Origin of the sequence: Pseudomonas sp. TH15, from assembly GCF_016651105.1 — a bacterium.
Taxonomy (GTDB): domain Bacteria; phylum Pseudomonadota; class Gammaproteobacteria; order Pseudomonadales; family Pseudomonadaceae; genus Aquipseudomonas.
The window spans coordinates 3,595,305-3,615,982 of the sequence record NZ_JAEKEL010000001.1; the positions used below are offsets into that span (position 1 = coordinate 3,595,305).

Below are 20,678 nucleotides of genomic sequence, written 5' to 3' on the forward strand. Positions count from 1 at the left end.
CGTCGCCAGCATTCCGGGCGGCGCGGCCAATGTGCAGGATATCTACCCTTTGGCGCCATTGCAGACGGGCATTCTGTTCCATCATCTGTCTGCCGCGCAGGGCGATCCGTACGTCCTGCAGGCGCAGTTTGCATTTGCCGATGAACAGCGTCTGCACACCTTCACCGAAGCCTTGCAGAAGGTGATCCAGCGCCATGACATTCTGCGCACCTCGTTGTTCTGGGAGGGTCTGGAAAACCCGGTGCAAGTAGTCTGGCGCCGGGCGTCGCTGGTCTGCGAAGGCGTTGCGCTGGATAGCGCCAGCGGTGATGTGCTGGCGCAATTGCGCCGTTGCTTCGATGTCGGTCAGTACCGCATGGCCGTCAATCAGGCGCCGCTGATACGTGTGGTCCACGCGTGGGATGCGGTCAATCAGCGTGTCGTGGCATTGCTGCTGTTCCATCATCTGGTGATGGACCACGTCGCGCTGGAGGTGCTGCAACACGAAATGCAGGCCTTCCTGCTCGACCAGCCACAGCGTCTCGCCGCGTCGGTGCCGTATCGCAACTACGTGGCGCAGACGTTGTCGGGGTTGAGCGATCAGCAGCACGAAAGCTTCTTCCGCGAGATGCTTGGCAATGTCGACGAACCGACCTTGCCCTACGGTCAGAATCTGGCCCACGACGGCCCTGCGCAACAGGCGCAGCTGACGCTGGAACGTCCACTGAGCCATGGCGTACGTCAACAGGCACGACGCCTGGGCGTCAGCGCCGCCAGCCTGATGCATCTCGCCTGGGCGCAGGTGCTGGGGCAATTGTCCGGGCGCGACGCCGTGGTATTCGGCACGGTGTTGCTGGGCCGATTGCAGGGTGGTGAAGGCTCGGAACGGGCGCTCGGCGTGTTCATCAACACCTTGCCGCTGTGCATTGAACTCAATGCGCACAGTGTCAAAGGTGCCGCGCTGGCAACCCATCAACGTTTGAGTCAGTTGCTGGCTCATGAGCATGCGCAGTTGGCGCAGGCGCAACAATGCAGCGCCATGCCGTCGGGTACGCCGCTGTTCAGCACCCTGCTCAACTACCGTCACAGCGCGCCGGCCGGGCCTGCATCGGCCGAGGGGCACGCGGCGTGGCAAGGCATGCAATTGCTCAAGGCCGAGGAGCACACCAACTATCGCCTGACCCTCAGCGTTGACGATTTCGGCGAGGGTTTCAGCCTGACCGCATTGGCTGGAGCGGGCATTGATGCACAACGCATCTGCGAGTACATGCAGGGTGCATTGCGCGTATTGCTCGATGCACTGGAGCACACGCCGCACGCGGGCTTTGATCGGTTGTCGATCCTGCCGATGCACGAGCGTGAACAGTTGTTGGTGGGCTTCAACGCGACCGAGGCCAACTACCCGCGTGGTTTGACGATTGCCCAGCGTTTCGAATCGCAGGTCGCCGAGCGTCCGCAGGCCGTGGCAGCGGTGTTTGCCGGGCAGCCACTGACTTACTTGCAGCTCAATCGCCAGGCCAATGCGTTGGCGCATTACTTGATCGAACTGGGCGTGAAAGCCGATGACCGCGTGGCCGTCGTCGCCCGTCGGGGTCTCGACACACTGGTCGGGCTGGTCGCCATTCTCAAGGCGGGCGCCGGTTATGTGCCGATCGATCCGGCGCATCCCGCCGAGCGGATCAGTTATTTATTGAGTGACAGCGCGCCGGTCGCGGTGCTCACGCAAAGCGATCTGCACGAGCGACTGCCGCGGCTGAGCGTGCCAGTGATCGATGTCGACCTGTGCGCATGGCCGGCGCAGGCGCAACACAACCCTGCAGTGCCGGGCTTGAGCGCTGCGCATCTGGCGTACGTGATCTACACCTCGGGTTCGACCGGTTTGCCCAAAGGCGTCATGGTCGAGCATCAGACGCTGTCCAACCTGGTCGACTGGCACTGTGAAACGTTCGACTTACACGCCGGTAGCCACACCTCAAGCCTTGCCGGGTTTGGCTTCGATGCGATGGCGTGGGAAGTCTGGCCGGCCCTGTGCGCGGGCGCGACCCTGCACCTGGCGCCGACCCATGACGGCGCTGAAGACATTGATGCGCTGCTCGATTGGTGGCGCGCGCAACCGCTGGACGTGAGCTTTTTGCCGACTCCGGTCGCCGAATACGCGTTCAGCCAGAATCTTGATCACCCAACCTTGCGCACCTTGCTGATCGGTGGCGATCGCTTGCGTCAGTTCAGCCGTCAGCAGCGCTTCGCCGTGATCAACAACTACGGGCCGACCGAGGCCACCGTGGTTGCCACTTCCGGGCGCATTGAAGTCGGCGCGGCGTTGCACATCGGCAAACCGGTGGCGAACGCAGCGGTTTACTTGCTTGACGAGCAACAACGCCCGGTGCCGTTCGGCGTGATGGGCGAGTTGTACGTCGGTGGTGCAGGGGTGGCTCGGGGGTATCTGAACCGCGCCGATCTGACCGCCGAGCGTTTCCTGCAAGACCCGTTCAGCCCCTTGCCGAATGCGCGCATGTACCGCACCGGTGACCTTGCCCGCTGGCGTGACGACGGTTCGCTCGATTATCTGGGTCGTAACGATGACCAGGTGAAAATCCGCGGCATGCGCATTGAGTTGGGGAAATCGAGACCCGCCTCAATCAGCTCCCCGGTATCAATGAAGCGGTGCTGCTGGCCCGCGAGGACCAACCCGGCCAGCCGCGACTGGTGGCGTATTTCACCGAACAAGCCGGGGCCGAGTCACTGCCGGTGGGCGAGTTGCGCGAGCAGCTGCTGGCGCAGTTGCCGGACTACATGGTGCCGGCGGCGTTTGTCCGGCTCGAGGCATTGCCGCTGACCGCCAATGGCAAGGTCGACCGCAAGGCCTTGCCGAAACCGGATCTGGCCGCGCTGCCGACTCGCGAATATGTGGCGCCGCAAGGCCAACTGGAAACCGCGCTGGCGCAGATATGGGCCGAAGTGCTGCACGTCGAGCAGGTCGGCCGTCACGATCACTTCTTCGAACTCGGCGGCCATTCGCTGTTGGCGATGCGCATGGTCTCGCTGATCCGTCAGCGCCTCGGCGTCGAACTGGCGCTGAGTGATCTGTTTGCCGACGCCCAATTGAGTGCAGTGGCCGAAGTATTGAAGCGCGCCGGGCGCAGCGCGCTACCGGACATTGTGCCGGCACCGCGTGATCAACCGCTGCCGATGTCCTTCGCCCAGCAACGTCTGTGGTTCCTGGCGCAGATGGCCGGCGGCAACTTGGCGTACAACATTCCTCTCGGTTTGCGCCTGCGCGGTCACCTGGATGTCGATGCATTGCAAGCGGCGCTGGCGCGAATCGTTGCGCGCCACGAAACCCTGCGCAGCCGTTTCGTCAGCCTCGACGACACCGCACAGGTGGCAATTGCCCCGGTTGACAGCAGTGTGCTCTTGCGCGTGGAAGACCTGCGTCAACAGCTGCACGCCGAGCAGACTTTGCAGGCATTGATGGCACAGGAAGCTTCGAGCGCATTCGATCTGCAGAACGATTCGTTGATTCGCGGACGGCTGGTGCGTCTGGCCGACGAGCATCACGTGCTGCTGTTGACCGTGCATCACATCGTCGCCGATGGCTGGTCGATGGGCGTGCTGACCGCTGAGTTGATGGCCTTGTACCAAGCGTTCAGCCAGGGGCAGCCTGATCCGCTGCCGCCACTGGCGCTGCAATACGGCGACTACGCCGTGTGGCAGCGGCGCTGGCTCAGCGGTGAGGTATTGCAGCGGCAAAGCGACTACTGGCAGCAGATCCTCGACGGCGCGCCGGCCTTGTTGACGCTGCCTACCGATCGACCGCGCCCGGCACAACAGGATTACACCGGCGGCAACGTCGACGTGCTGCTGGACGAGCGCTTGAGCATGGCGCTCAAGGCTTTGAGCCAACGTCATGGCGTGACATTGTTCATGACCGTCATGAGCGCCTGGGCATTGCTGATGAGTCGTCTGTCCGGGCAGTCCGATGTGGTCATCGGTTCGCCAGTGGCCAACCGCAGCCGTGCTGAGATCGAAGGTTTGATCGGCATGTTCGTCAACACGCTTGCCCTGCGTATCGACACCTCGGGCGCGCCGAGCGTCGAAGCGCTGCTGGCGCGGGTCAAGGCGCGGACACTGGAGGCGCAGGCGCATCAGGATCTGCCGTTCGAGCAAGTGGTGGAAATTACCCGGCCGGTTCGCTGCCTGGCGCACAGTCCGCTGTTCCAGACCACACTGAGCTGGGAGGGCAACGTCGGCCCGCAACTGGCATTGGGCGAGCTGACGCTGGAGGGCGTTGCCGGGTCGGGCGATGTCGCCAAATTTGACCTGACGCTGACACTGGGCGAGGTCAACGGCGTGATTCGCGGCGCGCTCAACTACGCCACGGCGCTGTTCGATGCGTCGACGATTGCACGTTACATCGGTTACTTCGAACGTCTGCTCGAAGCGATGATTGCGGGGGATCAAACGGTACTGGAACAGGTGCCGTTGCTGGCGGCGGATGAGCGCCAGCACGTGCTGTACGACTTCAACGCCACGGCGCGCGATTACCCGCAGACCCTGACCGTGCACGGGATTTTCCAGCAACAAGCGGCAGCGCATCCGAAGGCTGTGGCGGCGGAGCATGGCGCGCAATCGCTGAGCTATTTCGAACTGAACGCGCAGGCCAACCGCCTGGCCCATCACCTGATCGGCCAGGGCGTGCAACCGGGTGATCACGTGGCGATCCTGCTGCCACGTTCGCTGGAGTTGCTGGTGGCGCAACTGGCAATCGCCAAATGTGCGGCAGCCTACGTACCGCTGGATATCAATGCGCCGAGCGAGCGTCAGGCGTTCATGGTCGAGGATTGCCGAGCGGTGGCATTGTTGACTTTGAGGAGTGAAGTGATCGACTACACCGCGCCGCGCATCGATCTGGACACGCTGACCCTCAACGGCCAGCCGACGCATAACCCGAACCGTGTGCAGTCTTCCGAGGCGCTGGCGTACATCATGTACACCTCCGGTTCCACCGGCACGCCGAAAGGGGTGATGGTGCCGCACCGTGGCATCGGCCGGTTGGTGCTCAACAACGGTTACGCCGATTTCAATCCGCAGGATCGTGTGGTCTTCGCCTCGAACCCGGCGTTCGACGCCAGCACCATGGACATCTGGGGGCCGCTGCTCAATGGCGGTCGCGTGGTGATCATCGATCATCAGACCGTGCTTGATCCGACCGCTTTCGGTCGTGAGTTGAGCACCCGTGGCGCGACGATCCTGTTCGTCACCACCGCGCTGTTCAACCAATACGTGCAACTGATCCCGCAGGCGCTCAAAGGCCTGCGGATTCTGCTGTGCGGCGGTGAGCGTGGCGATCCGGCGGCGTTCCGCACGCTGCTGGCCGAGGCGCCGGATCTGCGCATCGTGCATTGCTACGGCCCGACGGAAACCACCACCTACGCAACGACGTTCGAAGTGAAGGAGGTGGCTGAAAATGCCGAGAGCGTGCCGATTGGCGGGCCCATCGGCAACACGCAGGTGTACGTGCTCGACGCGTATCAGCAACCCGTGCCGATGGGCGTGACCGGCGAGCTGTACATCGGCGGGCAGGGCGTGGCGCTGGGTTACCTGAATCGACCGGATCTGACCGCCGAGAAATTCCTCTGCGATCCGTTTAGTGAAAAACCGGGTGTGCTGCTCTACCGCACCGGCGACCTCGCACGCTGGCTGGCGCCGGGGCAACTGGACTGCATCGGGCGCAATGACGATCAGGTGAAAATCCGTGGCTTCCGTATCGAGCTGGGAGAAATCGAAAATCGGTTGCTGAATTGCCCGGGAATCAAGGAGGCGGTGGTGCTGGCACGTCGCGACGGTCAGGAGAACACGCGTCTGGTCGCGTATTACACCGCGCACGAGGGGCTACTGGACAGCGTCGACCTGCACGGCCGATTGTTGGCGCGCCTGCCGGACTACATGGTGCCGACGGCATGGGTGCAACTGGAAGTGTTGCCGCTGAACAACAACGGCAAGATCGACCGCAAGGCGCTGCCGGCACCGACGTCGGCTGCCATGCTCAGTCGGGTCTATGCAGCGCCGGTCACTACCCTGGAAGAACACCTGGCGCGGATCTGGGCCGGGTTGTTGCAGATAGAGCAGGTTGGTCGACACGACAATTTCTTCGAGTTGGGCGGCCATTCGTTGCTGGCGATGCGCATGCTGTCGCAGGTCCGGCAACAGCTGAACGTAGAGTTGACCCTGGCCGATCTGTTTGCCAATCCGGAACTGGCGGCGGTGGCGCAAGTATTGAGCCGGGCCGGGCGCAGCACGCTGCCGGACATTCTGCCGGCCCCGCGTGATCAAGCGTTGCCGCTGTCGTTTGCGCAGCAGCGCCTGTGGTTTCTGGCGCAAATGGACGGTGGCAACACGGCGTACAACATCCCGCTCGGTCTGCGTCTGCGCGGTCGGCTGGATGAAGACGCTCTGCAACGGTCACTGGCACGCATTGTCGAGCGCCATGAAACCCTGCGCAGTCGCTTCAGCCAGATCGACGATCAGGCACAGGTAGTGATCTTGCCGGCTGACACCGGGTTTTTGTTGCAGGTTGAAGATTTGCGCCGGCACCCGCAGGCCGACAACGCCTTGCGTTGCTTGATCGAAGAGCAAGCCAGCGCATCGTTCAACCTTGCGCACGATCCGCTGATTCGCGGACGTCTGGTGCGCCTGGCCGACGATCATCATGTGCTGTTGCTGACGATGCATCACATCATCTCCGATGGCTGGTCACTGGGTGTGCTGACCCGTGAGTTGGCGGCGTTGTACCAGGCGTTCAGCCATGATGAGGAAGATCCGCTGCCGCCGCTGGCGTTGCAGTACAGCGATTACGCAGTGTGGCAACGCCGTTGGCTCAGTGGTGAGGTGCTGCAACGTCAGAGCGATTACTGGCAGCACAACCTGGCCGGTGTGCCGGCGTTGCTGACCCTGCCGACCGATCGCCCGCGTCCGGCGCAACAGAACTTTGCCGGCAGCCATATTGACGTGGTGCTGGACGAGCCTCTGAGTCGCGGACTCAAAGCGCTGTGTCAGCGTCGCGCGGTGACGCCGTACATGGTGATCCTGAGCGCCTGGGCAATGTTGCTCAGTCGCTTGTCCGGGCAGACCGACGTGGTGATCGGCACGCCAGTGGCCAACCGTACCCGCGCCGAGATCGAAGGCTTGATCGGTATGTTCGTCAACACGCTGGCCCTGCGAATCGACACATCGGGCGCGCTGAGCGGCGAAGCGTTGCTGCAACGGGTCAAGGCGCAAACTCTGGCGGTGCAGGCGCATCAGGATCTGCCGTTCGAGCACGTGGTGGACATCAGCAAACCGCTGCGCAGTCTGGCCCACAGCGCGCTGTTCCAGACCCTGCTGAGCTGGGACAACAATGACGGCCCGAGTCTGCAGCTCGGTGACCTGACGCTGGAAGGTGTAGCGGGGGAAAGCCACTTTGTGAAGTTCGACCTGTCGCTGAGTCTGGGTGATAGCGCCGATGGCGTTCGCGGCTCGCTGCGTTATGCCACGGCATTGTTCGATGAGGCGACGGTGCGGCGTTTTGTCGGTTACTTCCAGCAGTTGCTCGCTGCGCTGGTGACTGATGACCAAACGCTGCTGGAGCAGGTGCCGTTGCTGGCACAGGAAGAACGTCAGCGCTTGTTGCTCGATTTCAATGCCAGCGAAGTCGACTGCGCGCTGGAACAGCCGTTGCACCACTTGTTCGAGGCGCAGGTACGCGGTAAACCCGATGCCATTGCCGTGCAGTCCGAAGCCGGGTGCCTCACCTACGGCCAACTCAATGCGCGAGCCAACCAACTGGCCCATCACTTGCGCGAGCAGGGCGTGCAGCCAGATTCACGTGTGGCGATCTGCGTCGAGCGCGGACTGGATCTGGTGGTCGGTCTGCTGGGCATTCTCAAAGCGGGCGGGGCGTATGTGCCGCTGGATCCGGGATATCCGGCGGAGCGTCTGGCCTACATGCTCAAGGACAGCGCGCCGGTTGCGGTGCTGGTGCAGGCGGCTACCCGGTCATTGTTCGACGTGGATACGACGACGTTGATCGACCTCGATCTCGGTACCTGGCAGCACCTGCCCGATTACGATCCGCAGGTGCCGGGCCTGAGTGCCGCCAACCTGGCCTACATGATCTACACCTCCGGCTCCACCGGCCTGCCGAAAGGCGTGATGATCGAGCATCGCAGCGCCTGCAACATGGTGCATTGGGGTTCGCAGCTCAGTCCGCCGACCGAACACGGTGCGTTGCTGCAAAAGGCACCGTTCAGCTTCGACAGTTCGGTGTGGGAGATCTTCTGGCCGCTGTGTTCCGGCCTGCGTCTGGTACTGGCGCGGCCCGATGGCAACCGCGATTCGGCTTATGTGGTGCAGGCGATTCGCGAGCATCAAGTGACGGTGGTCAAGTTTGTACCGGCGCTGCTGCAGGACTTCATCGAACAGGCTGATGTCAGCCAGTGCACCAGCCTCACCGATGTGCTCAACGGTGGCGGCGAGCTCAGTGCGGCGCTGGCGCGTCAGGTGCGTGATCGCCTGCCGTGGGTACGGTTGCATAACGTTTACGGCCCGACTGAAACCACGGTCGACAGCACCGGCTGGACGCTTGAGCCGGATCAGCCGGTGCCGCACAACGGGGTGCCGATCGGCAAAGCGCTGAGCAATACGCGCTTGTACATTCTCGATGCGCACGATCAACCGGTGCCACAGGGTGTCAGCGGCCAGTTGCACATCGGCGGCGTGGGTGTGGCGCGTGGTTATCACGCACTGCCTGACATGCAGGCCGAGCGTTTTATCGACAGTCCTTTCGTGCCGGGTGATCGCCTGTACCGCACCGGCGATATGGCGCGCCACAACAACGACGGTGATCTGGAATTCCTCGGGCGCAATGACTTTCAGATCAAGCTGCGCGGCTTGCGTCTGGAACCGGGTGAAATCGAAGCGCGGTTGATCGAACACCCGGCCATTCGCGAAGCCGTGGTGATGGTCCGCGATGAACGTCTGGTGGCCTGGTACACCGTGCGGGCCGGGCTGCAGGCGCCAGACCTGGACGTCTTGCGCGCCCATGTGCTGGAGCGTTTGCCGGCATACATGGTGCCCGGCGCCTACGTGGTGCTTGAGGCATTGCCGCTGACCCCCAACGACAAGGTCGACCGCAAGGCCTTGCCAGAGCCGGGCGCAGACGCAGTGATCAACCGTCCTTATGTGGCGCCGCAAGGCGAGGTTGAAACCGTGATGGCGCGGATCTGGGCGGAAGTGCTTGGCGTCGAGCAGGTCGGTCGTCACGACAACTTCTTCGAATTGGGTGGGCATTCTTTGCTCGCGGTGCGGTTGGTCAATCTGCTGGAACGCGGCGGATTGCACGTGTCGCTGGCCGAATTGTTCCAGCACCCGAGTATCGAGTCGGCCGCCGCATTGCTCGGTCGGGGCGAGGTCGCCGGGCAACCGGAGGGGTTGGTCGTAGTGCGTGCCGGGGAGCGTGGCACTCCGCTGTTCCTGGTTCATGAATTCAGTGGCCGCGACGTGTATTTCCCGACGCTGGCGCAGCACATTGGCGGCGAGTTTGCGATTTATGGCCTGCCCGGCGTGCCGCTGGGTCAGCCACAGCTACGCACAATCGAATGCATGGCCAGGCGGATGGCCGGGATCATCCGATCGGTGCAGCCAAACGGGCCGTATCGTCTGGCGGGATGGTCGTTCGGCGGCGTGCTGGCGCATGAAGTTGCCCAGCAATTGCTTGGCCAGGACCAACTGGTCGACTTCATCGGCATGCTCGACAGCTACGCACCCAATTCACTGGCTCAAGACAAGGCAATGTGGAGCGGCAAGGATCTCGACAAGCGCCAGTTACTGGGGCATTGCCGGGGGCGTTCGATGATGCGCGGTGCTGAAGGCGCCGCCGCGCTGGCGGCAGTGCAGGCACTGGAAGCCGACATCGAACAACTGGATTTCCACGCGCTGTTCCAGCGTTGCCAGGATCAGCAACTGACCGATCCGGAACTGGCGACGGTCAGCACGGCCGATGCCTGGCATTACTTCGATCGTGAAGCGGCGCATCGCCTGGCCTTGGCGCATTACCGGGTAAGCCCGGCCAGCCAGACGATTCATCTGTTCCGCGCTCAGGCATTGATGGAGGGCCAGTCTGTGCCAAGCCCGACACGCGGCTGGGAGGAGCGCTTCGACAGCCGTCTGCTGCAGTGCATCGACATTCCCGGTGATCACCGCAGCATGATGAAAAACCCGGATATTCAGGCGCTGGGACAAGCCATCACGCAGGCGCTTGAGGCTGTAGTCGCGCCAGCAGCAGCGGTGTATCAGCCGCTGCTGACGATCCAGACCGGGCACCTTGGTCATGCGCCGATTTTCTGTGTGCCGGGGGCGGGTGACAGCGTCACCGGGTTCATTCACCTCACCGAAGCAATCGGCCCGGAGTGGCCGATCATTGGTCTGCAACCGCGCGGGCTGGACGGCAACAGTGTGCCGCACAGTCAGGTCGAGGCTGCAGCGGCGTTCTACCTGCAAGCCATCGAGCAGTTGTACCCGCAAGGTGCGGTGCATTTGATCGGCCATTCGTTCGGCGGTTGGGTGGCGCATGCCATGGCAGCGCAGTTGCAAGCGGCCGGGCGGGAGGTGGCATCACTGACGTTGATCGACAGCGAGGCGCCGGGCGGCAACGGCTCGGCGGGCAAACCGTACACCGCTACGGCGGCGCTGGAGCGCTTGATCGAGACGCTGCAACTGTCCAGTGGCAAGTCGCTGGAGATTGATCCGCAGACGTTCGCCGAGGCCGATGACGCCACGCAAATGCGCTTGCTGCATGCCGGCGTGGTGCAGGCCGGCGTGCTGTCGGAGCGCGCCGCGCCTGATGCGATGCATGGCCCGGTTCGCACCTTCGCCACGGCACTGCGCACGGTCTATCAACCACAACTGGCCTATACCGGGCCAGTACGGCTGGCGCTGGTCGATGATCCGACGCTGGATGCGTGGGGCAATCAGCGCGAGCAGGCGGCGATGGTCGAGGGCTGGCAGCGGCAGGTCGCGGATCTGGCGGTGTGGTACGGGCCGGGCAACCATTTCACGATTCTCAAGGCGCCCAACGTCTTCAGTCTCGCGGCGTGGTGGCATGACGGGCTGAAAGTGCCAACGGGCGAAATATTGTCCTGATCGTTGTTTATCTACCAGAGCCCGGCGTCGCGCCGGGCTCAATCCTGAACGGACTTGTGGTTATTTATGGAAAAGTCGAAGTGGCGCAAAGTCGGTATGGGATTGGCGTTGGCAGTGGTGGCGGGGTTGGTGTTTTACACGGTGCAGGCACCGGCAGAGGCGCCGCAGTACCTGACCGCCACGGTCGAACGCGATGACATCGAGAACGCGGTGCTGGCCACCGGCGTGCTCGAAGGGATCAAACAGGTTGATGTCGGTGCGCAGGTCTCCGGCCAACTGAAATCGCTGAAGGTCAAGGTCGGCGACAAGGTGAAAAAAGGTCAGTGGCTGGCGGAGATCGATCCGCTGGTACTGCAAAACACCTTGCGTCAGGCTCAAGTCGATGAGGAAAACCTGCAAGCGCAGAAACGCGCCACGCAAGCCCAGCTCACGCAGACCAAGGCGATTTACCAGCGTTATCAGAACCTGCAGGAGGATGCGTCGATCTCGCGCCAGGATTTTGAAACCGCCGAGTCGAACTACCGGGTGCAGCAGGCCAACCTGATGTCGCTGGATGCGCAGATCAAGAGCGCGCACATCCAGATCGACACGGCCAAGGTCAATCTGGCGTACACACGGATTGTCGCGCCGATCGATGGCGACGTGGTCGGGGTGGTCACGCAGGAAGGGCAGACGGTGATCGCCAACCAACTGGCGCCGATCCTGCTGAAGCTGGCAGATCTGGACACCATGACAGTCAAGGCGCAAGTCTCGGAAGCCGATGTGATTCACATTGCGCCGGGGCAGGAGGTGTATTTCACCATTCTTGGCGAAGACAAACGCTATTACGCCAAGCTGCGCGGCACGGAACCGGCACCGCAGAATTTTCTCGAAACGGCACCCACCGGCACGCCGAAACAGAGCGCTGCGGTGTTTTACAACGCGCTGTTCGAGGTGCCGAATCCCGACCATCGCCTGCGTATTTCGATGACCGCGCAGGTGCGTATCGTCCTCGACACCGCCAAGTCGGTGCTGACCGTGCCGGTGGCGGCGCTCGGGCCACGTAACGCCGACGGCAGTTTTCCGGTGCGTGTACTGGACGGAAAGGGCCACGCGCAGTCGCGCAATGTGCAGACCGGGATCAACAACAACGTCAAAGTGCAGATCAATGGCGGTCTGGCTGAAGGCGATCGCGTGGTCATCGGTGATCCGCTGACCAATGTGGCGGGGGCCTGAGCATGACTGAGCCACTGTTACAGCTCACCGGTATCACCCGCAGTTTTACCGCCGGCGATCGCGAGTTTCTGGCCTTGAAGAACATCAACCTGACGATCAATGCCGGGGAAATGGTGGCGATCATCGGCGCCTCCGGCTCGGGTAAATCGACGCTGATGAACATCCTCGGGTGCCTCGATTACGCGACCGCCGGCAGCTACAAGATCAATGGCCGGGAAACCCGCGATCTGGACAATCAGGCGCTGGCCGAATTGCGCCGCGATTATTTCGGTTTCATCTTCCAGCGCTACCACTTGCTGCCGCACTTGAGCGCGATGCACAACGTCGAGATGCCGGCGATTTACGCCGGCACGCCTCAGCTTCAGCGCCATGCCCGGGCCAAGGAGTTGTTGGCACGGCTGGGGCTGGAGGGGCACCTGACGCATCGTCCGAGCCAGTTGTCCGGTGGTCAGCAGCAGCGCGTGAGTATCGCCCGGGCCTTGATGAATGGCGGCGAAGTGATCCTCGCCGACGAGCCGACCGGCGCGCTGGACACTGCCAGCGGCAAAGAAGTGATGCGCATCCTGCTGGAGCTGCACGCCGCCGGGCACACGGTGATTCTGGTCACCCATGACCCGAAAGTCGCGGCCAACGCCGAGCGCATCATCGAAGTCAGTGACGGCGAAATCCTCAGCGACCGCGCCAACGAACGTGACACCACGCACTTGCTCAGTGACGAGCCGGTGGCGCCGAAAGCGACGGCCTCACGACGTCTGGTCGCCAGTCTCGGACTGTTCAAGGAGGCCTTCAGCATGGCCTGGGTCGCTTTGATTTCCCATCGCATGCGCACCTTGCTGACCATGCTCGGGATTGTCATCGGCATCACCTCGGTGGTGTCGATCTCCGCCGTCGGCGAGGGCGCCAAGAACTACGTGCTCAAGGACATCGCGGCCATCGGCAGCAATACCATCGATGTCTATCCCGGCAGCAGTTACGGTGACAAGCGTGCAGCGTCCATCGAAACGTTGACGCCTGCCGATGTCACGGCGCTGAATCAGCTGTACTACGTCGACAGCGCCACGCCGATGATCGGCCGCAGCCTGTTGCTGCGCTATCGCAATATCGATCTGGATGCGCAGGTCAACGGTGTCAGCGATCAGTATTTCAAGGTGCGCGGGATCAAGATGGCGGCGGGCATCCCGTTCAGCGAAAGCGATGCGCGGCGTCAGGCGCAGGTGGTGGTGATCGATCACAACACCCGCCAGCGCCTGTTCGGACAGGATGTTGATCCATTGGGTCAGGTGATTCTGATCGGTAACCTGCCATGCACGGTGATCGGCGTGGCGGCGCAGGATAAAGGCCTGTTTGCCTCGGGCAAGACCCTTAACGTCTGGGTGCCCTACGAAACGGCGGCCGGGCGGGTGTTGGGTCAGCGTTATCTGGACAGCATCAGCGTGCGCATGAAGGACGGCCAGCCGAGCAAGGTGGTGGAGGAACACGTCACGCAACTGTTGCTGCAACGCCACGGCAGCAAGGACTTCTTCACCAACAACCTCGACAGTGTCTTGCAGACGGTACAGAAAACCAGCCGCTCACTGGCGTTGCTGCTGTCACTGATCGCGGTGATTTCGTTGGTGGTCGGCGGTATCGGCGTGATGAATATCATGCTGGTGTCAGTGACTGAACGGACCCGCGAAATCGGCATTCGCATGGCGGTGGGCGCGCGGCAGTCGGACATTCGTCAGCAGTTTCTGGTGGAGGCGGTAATGGTGTGTCTGTTGGGCGGGGCGATCGGGATTTCGCTCTCGTATGCCATCGGGCATCTGTTTTCGCTGTTTATCAAGGAATGGGAGATGGTCTTCTCGCTGACCTCGGTGCTCACGGCGGTGATCTGCTCGACGCTGATCGGCATCGTCTTCGGCTTCGTCCCGGCGCGCAACGCCTCGCGACTTGACCCGATTGAAGCGTTGGCACGGGATTAAGAGCTACCCCTCACCCTGACCCTCTCCCGGAGGGCGAGGGGACTGAGCGTGCTGATCTTTCGAGTTGCACCGATGTGGGATACCGGGTCGAACTCGGATTTTGAAAAGCACAAAGACAGGCTCCCTTTCCCCCTCGCCACTATGGGGGAGAGGGCCAGGGTGAGGGGAGAATCTCACTGATACACCGAAAAAACCGAAGCTCTCGCTAATCCCTGTGTATCAAGCCGCACTCGACGCAGACGTCTCCAATGGCGAATACATCCAGCGCATCAATGAATGTCGCCCGCTGATGCCGAGTTTGATCGCGGCGCGCTTGAGGTAGCTCTCCACGGTGTTGACCTTGAGCTGCAACTGTTCGGCCAGCTCCGGGGCCGTGCGCCCGGCGAGCAGGCCGATGCACACCTCGCTTTCACGGTTCGACAGGCTCAACCCCAATTGTTGCAAACGCTCATTGAAGCGCAGGCGCAGGGTCTCGATGCCCGAGCCTTCGGTGGCCTCGGCCGGGCGTTCGCAGTCGGGATCGGCCGGTTGCAGGGCACAGATGTGTTTTTCTACCATCGGCAGCAGCAGCGGCGAAATATCTTGCAGGCGGCTGCGCTCCTGCGCGGAAAAACGTTGCGACTGATCGTTGCGATACACCGAAATCACATAGCGGTAGCCGTCCTTGCGCCGGGTCAGATGCAGTTGCGAGGCATCGGTGACTGTCGACGAATCAGGGTTCGGCAGGTCATGGGCGGTCGCTGCGTTGCGCTCGGAAAACACCGTTTCGGCGAGCAACGCGGCTTCTTTCAACGGTTCGGGTTCATTGCGGCGGGTGGCACGGCCCACCGGCTCGACACGCATCTGCCGAATATGGGTGGCATCGACGGCCAGTTGGGTGAGGATCAGGTCATGCAGCATGCGCGGAAAATGCCGGCTGCCGGTGCTGGCGATGACCTTGCCGATATACGGAAACAGGTGTGAGTTCATATTGTTCGTCCATGAGTTGCAATGGGGTACTCGCGTCCCTGGAATACCGGCGTGAAGCTCCATGGCCGGCAAAAACATTTCCAGACGACGATCCTATCCTAGTACAACGTTTCGACGACGGTTTAATGAAGGCGTTATTAGCTCATAACCGCGCAAGCCTGACGTGGCGCGTGCCTATCCGATCCTGCCACTGAGTAAACCTGCGGCCACCGCCACCAGCGCGGTGTTGAGGCACGCCAGCGCGAAGCCGAACCTGATCAGTTCGCCTTCCTCGGTGCCTTGGGTCTTGGCCAGCCCGAGAATCAACATGACAATCGACAGCGAGCCCAGGGCGGCATGGCCTGCTGCGCTGTTTTGTGCCGCCGCCAGCAACAGGCGCGAGGCGTCCGGGAGCATCGCGATGGCCGGCATGAAGATCGCGTTGCCACCGACGTTCGATCCGGTCATGTAACCCGACAGGGCGCCCAGCAGGCTAACCACAGATGTTGCTGCGGTGGGCGACAGGCCAGCGAGCAGTTGCATCAGGCCCGCGAGGAATCCGGCCTTGACCATCATCTGCGACATCGCCAGGAAGAAAAAATCGTCAGCAGCGGTCGCTTGGCCCGCGCCACCAAGGCTGCCGGCAGGCTGATGTCGGGGCTCGTTGAGCGCGGTGTTTTCCGCCGATGCAGTTCCAGCCCGAGCAACACCAGCAGCAAGGCAACACCCGGCGAGGCCAGGGGTTTCCAGGTCACTTGGGCACCGTGAACGACCCACAGATCCTGCCAGGCGGTGAGCGCCCACAAGGTTTTCAACGCAACAATGCTGACAATCAGCGCCAGATACGGCCAGGCCTGACGTGGCCAGTGCACTGAACCGTGGCCGTTGCTGCGGCGATGCAGACGCCATAACCCACTGGCCAGAACGGTGCTGGCGGTCAGCAGTCCCGCCGCGACACCGGCGACTTCCGGCCCCAGCCAGCGACTCGCCGCGTAGAGCACGCCGACAAACACCAGCCAGAACAGACCGAGCGCGCGCCATTCCCGCGCCTCACGCACGCCGGCGAGGAACAGCGCCAGCGCACTCAAAACGAGGAACACCGGTGCACTGGTCAGTGCTGAAGTCGCCGCCAGCGCCCGCGCGTCAAGATGAGCCAGCGAGGCGCCGATCACCGTGGCCAGGCCCAACGTTCCCCACGGCATGATGGCCATGCCGGTCAGGGCAATGCGCAGCGCAACCCGGCGCTCGAAAAGGCTCAAGAGCAACGGTACCGTGGCGATCAAGGACACGCCGAAACCGGTCATGGCTTCCAGCAACGGCGCCAGTCCGAGAACGATAAACACCAGTTGATCGCCGCGTCCCAGTCCCAGCGAACGCACCCATTGGCTCAGGGCCAGATTGACGCCCAGACGCTCGATGACGATGACGAACGCCAGCCCCGGCACAATCACGAAAGCGGTGCTGGCGAACAGCACGACGGTGTCTTCGGCGGCGGCGAGCAGGCTCGCCCATTGCCACGCATCAGCGATACCGGCGAGCCACAGCACTACCACCAACAACGTGCCTGCGATGGCTGCGTGTACGGGCGGGCGGCGCAGCACCACGAGCATGGCGGTGACCAACAGGACGGGAGAAAGATGAAACAGAGCGACCATGCCAATGAAATCCTGTGTGAGTTCGCGCTGCGAATGCAGGCGGCGAGCACGATAATATTTCTCACGATCAGATAAAGGGTCGCGGTTTTCTGCTAGTTTTCGAGAAAATTTCTCACGGATTGACCATGGCCAAAAACCTCGCAGCTTACGACTCCCTGGACAAGTTCGACCGGGCCATCCTCGACCTCGTCCAGCGCGACAACACCACGCCGTTGCGCCTGATGGCCGAGCAGGTAAACCTCAGCACAGCCGCTGTTCAGCGCCGTATCAAACGAATGGAAGAAGCGGGCGTCATCACCGGCAATGTCGCCATTGTCGACCCGACGGCGGTAGGGCGACCGATTACCATCATTGTCGAAGTGATGGCCGAACGTACCAGCCTCGAAGCGCTGGAGGCCATGAAAGCGCACTTTGCCGTACCCGAGGTTCAGCAGTGCTACTACGTCACCGGCGAAGTGGATTTTGTCCTCGTGTTGACGGTTGCCAGCATGCAGGAATACCAGCTACTGGCGCGGAAACTGTTTGCCGAAAACGCTAACGTCACCTGGTTCAAGACCATCGTGGCGCTGGACCGGGTCAAGGTCGGGCTGGACGTGCCGAGTGGGGCAGGCCAGTGCTGACGCCCAAGGCGTTTGAACAGTATTATCGATTGTCCCTTTTGGGTTGACAGTGAAACGCCTTTCAACCGATTTATCCCCGTTCGATGCGTCAGTAATCTGTACCCAACTTGAACGCAACAACAACTTCCAACATCGAAAAGGGACGCACACCATGACCACTCCAACCTACAACCGCCTGAACAAAGACGACGCCATCGTGCTGCTGGTCGATCACCAGACCGGGCTGATTTCGCTGGTGCAGGATTTCTCGCCCAACGAATTCAAGAACAACGTGCTGGCCCTCGCGGACCTCGCCAAGTTCTTCAAACTGCCGACCATCCTCACCACCAGCTTCGAAAACGGCCCGAACGGCCCGATGGTGCCGGAGCTCAAGGAACTGTTCCCGGACGCGCCGTACATTGCTCGTCCAGGCCAGATCAACGCCTGGGACAACGAAGACTTTGTCAAGGCGATCAAGGCTACCGGCCGTAAGCAGATCATCATTGCCGGCGTAGTGACGGATGTGTGTGTGGCGTTCCCGACGTTGTCGGCGCTGGCGGAAGGGTTTGAGGTGTTTGTCGTGACCGATGCTTCCGGCACCTTCAATACCACCGTGCAGCAGGCGGCGTGGAGTCGCATGACCCAGGCTGGCGCGCAACTGATGAACTGGTTTTCGGTGGCGTGTGAGTTGCACCGTGACTGGCGCAACGACATTGAAGGCCTGGGCAATCTGCTGTCGCAGCGGATCCCTAACTATCGCAACCTGATGAATGGCTACGCGGCGCTGACCGCTCAGCAGAAGTAATCACGCATTGCTGCATCGCCAAGCCTGCCCTGAAAAGCAGGCTTTTTGCGTTGCAGGAGAAGATGGCGACGATCCGCGCGAGTGATCGCGGGGGCCTCATTCAACGTTGGCGGCTATCAGGCTATTGACCCGTGAAACCAGGGTGTCGACCGCAAAAGGCTTGGTCAGCACTTGCATGCCCGGCCCGAGTTGACTGCTGCCAATGACAGCATTTTCTGCGTAGCCGGTAATGAACAAAGTCTTCAGTTTTGGCCGGATGGCCCGGCCCGCATCGGCCAGTTGTCGTCCGTTCATGCCGCCCGGTAATCCGACATCGGTGATGAGCAAGTCGATTTGCGCATTCGAGCGCAAGACTTGCAAGCCTTCGACGCTGTCGCCGGCTTCCAGCAGGTTATAACCCAGTTCGCCAAGCACATCGTTGAGCAACATGCGCAGCGTGGGTTCGTCGTCGACAATCAGAATCGTCTCGCCTGGTTTCGCAAGCGGTGTTGTCGTGCTGTGCGTGGCATCGTGATTTTGCAGCGCCTCACCGTAGTAGCGTGGCAGGTAGATACACATCGTGGTGCCTTGGCCGACTTGCGACTGCGCGCGCACCTGTCCGCCGGATTGCTTGGTGAACCCGTAGATCATCGACAGCCCCAGACCGGTGCCCTGGCCAAGTGGTTTGGTGGTGAAAAACGGGTCGAAGGCTTTGGCGATGATGTCGGGCGCCATGCCGGTTCCGGTGTCCGTGACGCACAGGCACAGGTACTCACCTTCGGGTATGTCCAGCGCGCTGGCCGACGCAGCATCAATGGCGCGATTGGCCGTTTCGACGGTGATACGCCCGCCATCAGGCATGGCATCGCGGGCGTTGATACACAGATTCAGCAGGGCGTTTTCCAGTTGGCTGGCATCGACGAGCGTCGGCCACAATTGCGCGGCCGCGACCGTTTTCAAACGAATGCCGGGGCCTACGGTGCGCTGGATCAGTTCGGTCATCCCGACGATCAGGATGTTGACATCCGTCGGCCGTGGATCGAGTGTCTGGCGGCGGGAGAAGGCCAGCAAGCGGTGGGTCAGGGCGGCGGCACGTTTGGTCGCGCTCTGGGCGGTCACCATGTATTTGTCGACGTCCTTGAAACGGCCTTGACCGATACGTTTGTCCATCAGTTCCAGAGCGGCCGAGATGCCGGCCAGCAGATTGTTGAAGTCGTGGGCCAGGCCGCCGGTCAGTTGCCCGACGGCTTCCATCTTTTGCGACTGGCGCAGTTTTTCCTCGGCTTGCATGAGGTCGGCCGTGCGCGCGGATACGCGTTGTTCCAGTGTTTCGTTGAGCGCGCGCAATGCCGCGTTCGCGCGATCTCGCTCGGCCTCGACATTGCGCCGATCCTCAACATCGATGAGTACCCCGGGAAAGCGCAGCGGGGTACCGTCATCGGCGCACTCGACACGCCCGTTGGCTTCGATCCAGCTGTATTTTCCATCGGCGCCGCGCACCCGGTATTGATGGGAATAGGCGCCACCACGGGCAATCGCTTCATTGATCGCGCCCGTGACCCCGTCCCGGTCATCGGGGTGGACGGTGGTTACCACTTGCTCCAGGCTCAGACCGATGTGGCCCAGCGCCGGATCAAGGTCAAAAACCCTGGCGAAGGCTTCGTCCACGGTGAAGCGATCCGTCGGCAGGTCCCAATGCCAGGTGCCGATAATGGCGCCGGCGGCGAGGGCCAGTTGCACGCGCTCGACGTTTTCCCGCGCTACCGCCTCGCTGATCCGCAGCCGTTCCTCGGCAGCTCGGCGTTCGGTGACGTCACTGAAAAAGATCGCGATTTGTCGATCGGCGGGGTCACCGACACGCACGGCGCGCACATCGAACCAGCGTTCAAAGGTATTGGCGTAATTCTCGAAGTTCGCCGGTTCTCCGGTCTTGGCCACGTGGCCATAGGTTTCGAACCAGAAACTCTCCAGATTGGGCGCGAACTCGGTGACCCATTTACCCCGCAGGTTGACCCCTGCGTGCCGTTCGAATGCCGGGTTGGCTTCGACAAAGCAGTAATCCACGGGGCGGTCGTCGGCGTCGAATTTGACTTTGACGATGGCGAACGCTGCCTCGATGGTTTCCAGGATGGTGCTGAAACGCGCTTCGCTACTGGCGAGCGCCGCCCGGCTGGCGGCCAGTTGGGCGGCCATGTTCGGCGTTGCTGCTGCGCTGTTCTGCAGAACCTGGCGCAGATGCAAGAGCTCTGCCTCCAGTTCTTCGCGAGTAAGCCGTTTCAGAATTTTCACCACTCGGGCTTCGTTGGTTTTTGTTGGCGTTTATTAAACACGGTTCAAACCTGGATCGGGAATCCCACCA

The 20,678-nt window shown here is 62.0% G+C and carries 6 protein-coding genes and 2 pseudogenes (1 of these 8 only partly in view); 5 read left to right on the forward strand and 3 right to left on the reverse strand.

Going from position 1 to position 20,678, the window contains the following annotated elements:
• The 3 genes and pseudogenes from JFT87_RS16120 to JFT87_RS16130 form a co-directional block, all read left to right on the forward strand.
• Nucleotides 1–11,157: pseudogene (locus tag JFT87_RS16120) on the forward strand (non-ribosomal peptide synthase/polyketide synthase) (it extends 6,677 nt beyond the left edge of the window).
• A 66-nt stretch (nucleotides 11,158–11,223) separates the two neighbouring features.
• On the forward strand, nucleotides 11,224–12,372 hold the full coding sequence (gene macA / locus JFT87_RS16125) for a macrolide transporter subunit MacA (RefSeq protein ID WP_201202742.1): 1,149 nt from the start codon (nucleotides 11,224–11,226) through the stop codon (nucleotides 12,370–12,372).
• Nucleotides 12,373–12,374: 2 nt separating this feature from the next.
• A complete protein-coding gene (locus JFT87_RS16130; RefSeq protein ID WP_201202747.1) occupies nucleotides 12,375–14,333 on the forward strand; it encodes a MacB family efflux pump subunit in 1,959 nt (652 codons plus the stop codon).
• A gap of 219 nt (nucleotides 14,334–14,552) precedes the next feature.
• On the opposite strand, the gene JFT87_RS16135 is transcribed toward JFT87_RS16130, so the two are convergent.
• Nucleotides 14,553–15,302: a helix-turn-helix transcriptional regulator gene (locus tag JFT87_RS16135; RefSeq protein WP_201202748.1), complete on the reverse strand. Its 750-nt coding sequence runs from the start codon at nucleotides 15,300–15,302 to the stop codon at nucleotides 14,553–14,555.
• A gap of 174 nt (nucleotides 15,303–15,476) precedes the next feature.
• Nucleotides 15,477–16,936 (reverse strand): annotated as a pseudogene (locus JFT87_RS16140) (transporter).
• Between the two features lie 125 nt (nucleotides 16,937–17,061).
• Between JFT87_RS16140 and JFT87_RS16145 the strand changes: the two are divergent.
• Together JFT87_RS16145 and ycaC are read left to right on the forward strand one after the other, a co-directional pair.
• Nucleotides 17,062–17,556 carry an Lrp/AsnC family transcriptional regulator gene (locus tag JFT87_RS16145; RefSeq protein ID WP_201202749.1) on the forward strand — a complete coding sequence of 165 codons (495 nt, stop codon included), beginning with the start codon at nucleotides 17,062–17,064 and terminating at the stop codon, nucleotides 17,554–17,556.
• 151 nt (nucleotides 17,557–17,707) lie between these two features.
• Complete coding sequence (ycaC, locus tag JFT87_RS16150) at nucleotides 17,708–18,340, forward strand: isochorismate family cysteine hydrolase YcaC (protein WP_201202750.1); 633 nt, start codon at nucleotides 17,708–17,710, stop codon at nucleotides 18,338–18,340.
• 96 nt (nucleotides 18,341–18,436) lie between these two features.
• On the opposite strand, the gene JFT87_RS16155 is transcribed toward ycaC, so the two are convergent.
• Nucleotides 18,437–20,608, reverse strand: a complete 2,172-nt coding sequence (locus tag JFT87_RS16155; RefSeq protein WP_201202751.1) for an ATP-binding protein — start codon at nucleotides 20,606–20,608, stop codon at nucleotides 18,437–18,439.
• Nucleotides 20,609–20,678: the final 70 nt, after the last annotated feature.

What these genes read in the sequence shown, in the direction of transcription:
- macA (WP_201202742.1), top strand. Translation starts at nt 11,224, where the DNA reads ATGGAAAAGTCGAAGTGGCGCAAAGTCGGTATGGGATTGGCGTTGGCA.
- ycaC (WP_201202750.1), top strand. Translation starts at nt 17,708, where the DNA reads ATGACCACTCCAACCTACAACCGCCTGAACAAAGACGACGCCATCGTG.
- JFT87_RS16130 (WP_201202747.1), top strand. Translation starts at nt 12,375, where the DNA reads ATGACTGAGCCACTGTTACAGCTCACCGGTATCACCCGCAGTTTTACC.
- JFT87_RS16145 (WP_201202749.1), top strand. Translation starts at nt 17,062, where the DNA reads ATGGCCAAAAACCTCGCAGCTTACGACTCCCTGGACAAGTTCGACCGG.
- JFT87_RS16135 (WP_201202748.1), bottom strand. Translation starts at nt 15,302, where the DNA reads ATGAACTCACACCTGTTTCCGTATATCGGCAAGGTCATCGCCAGCACC.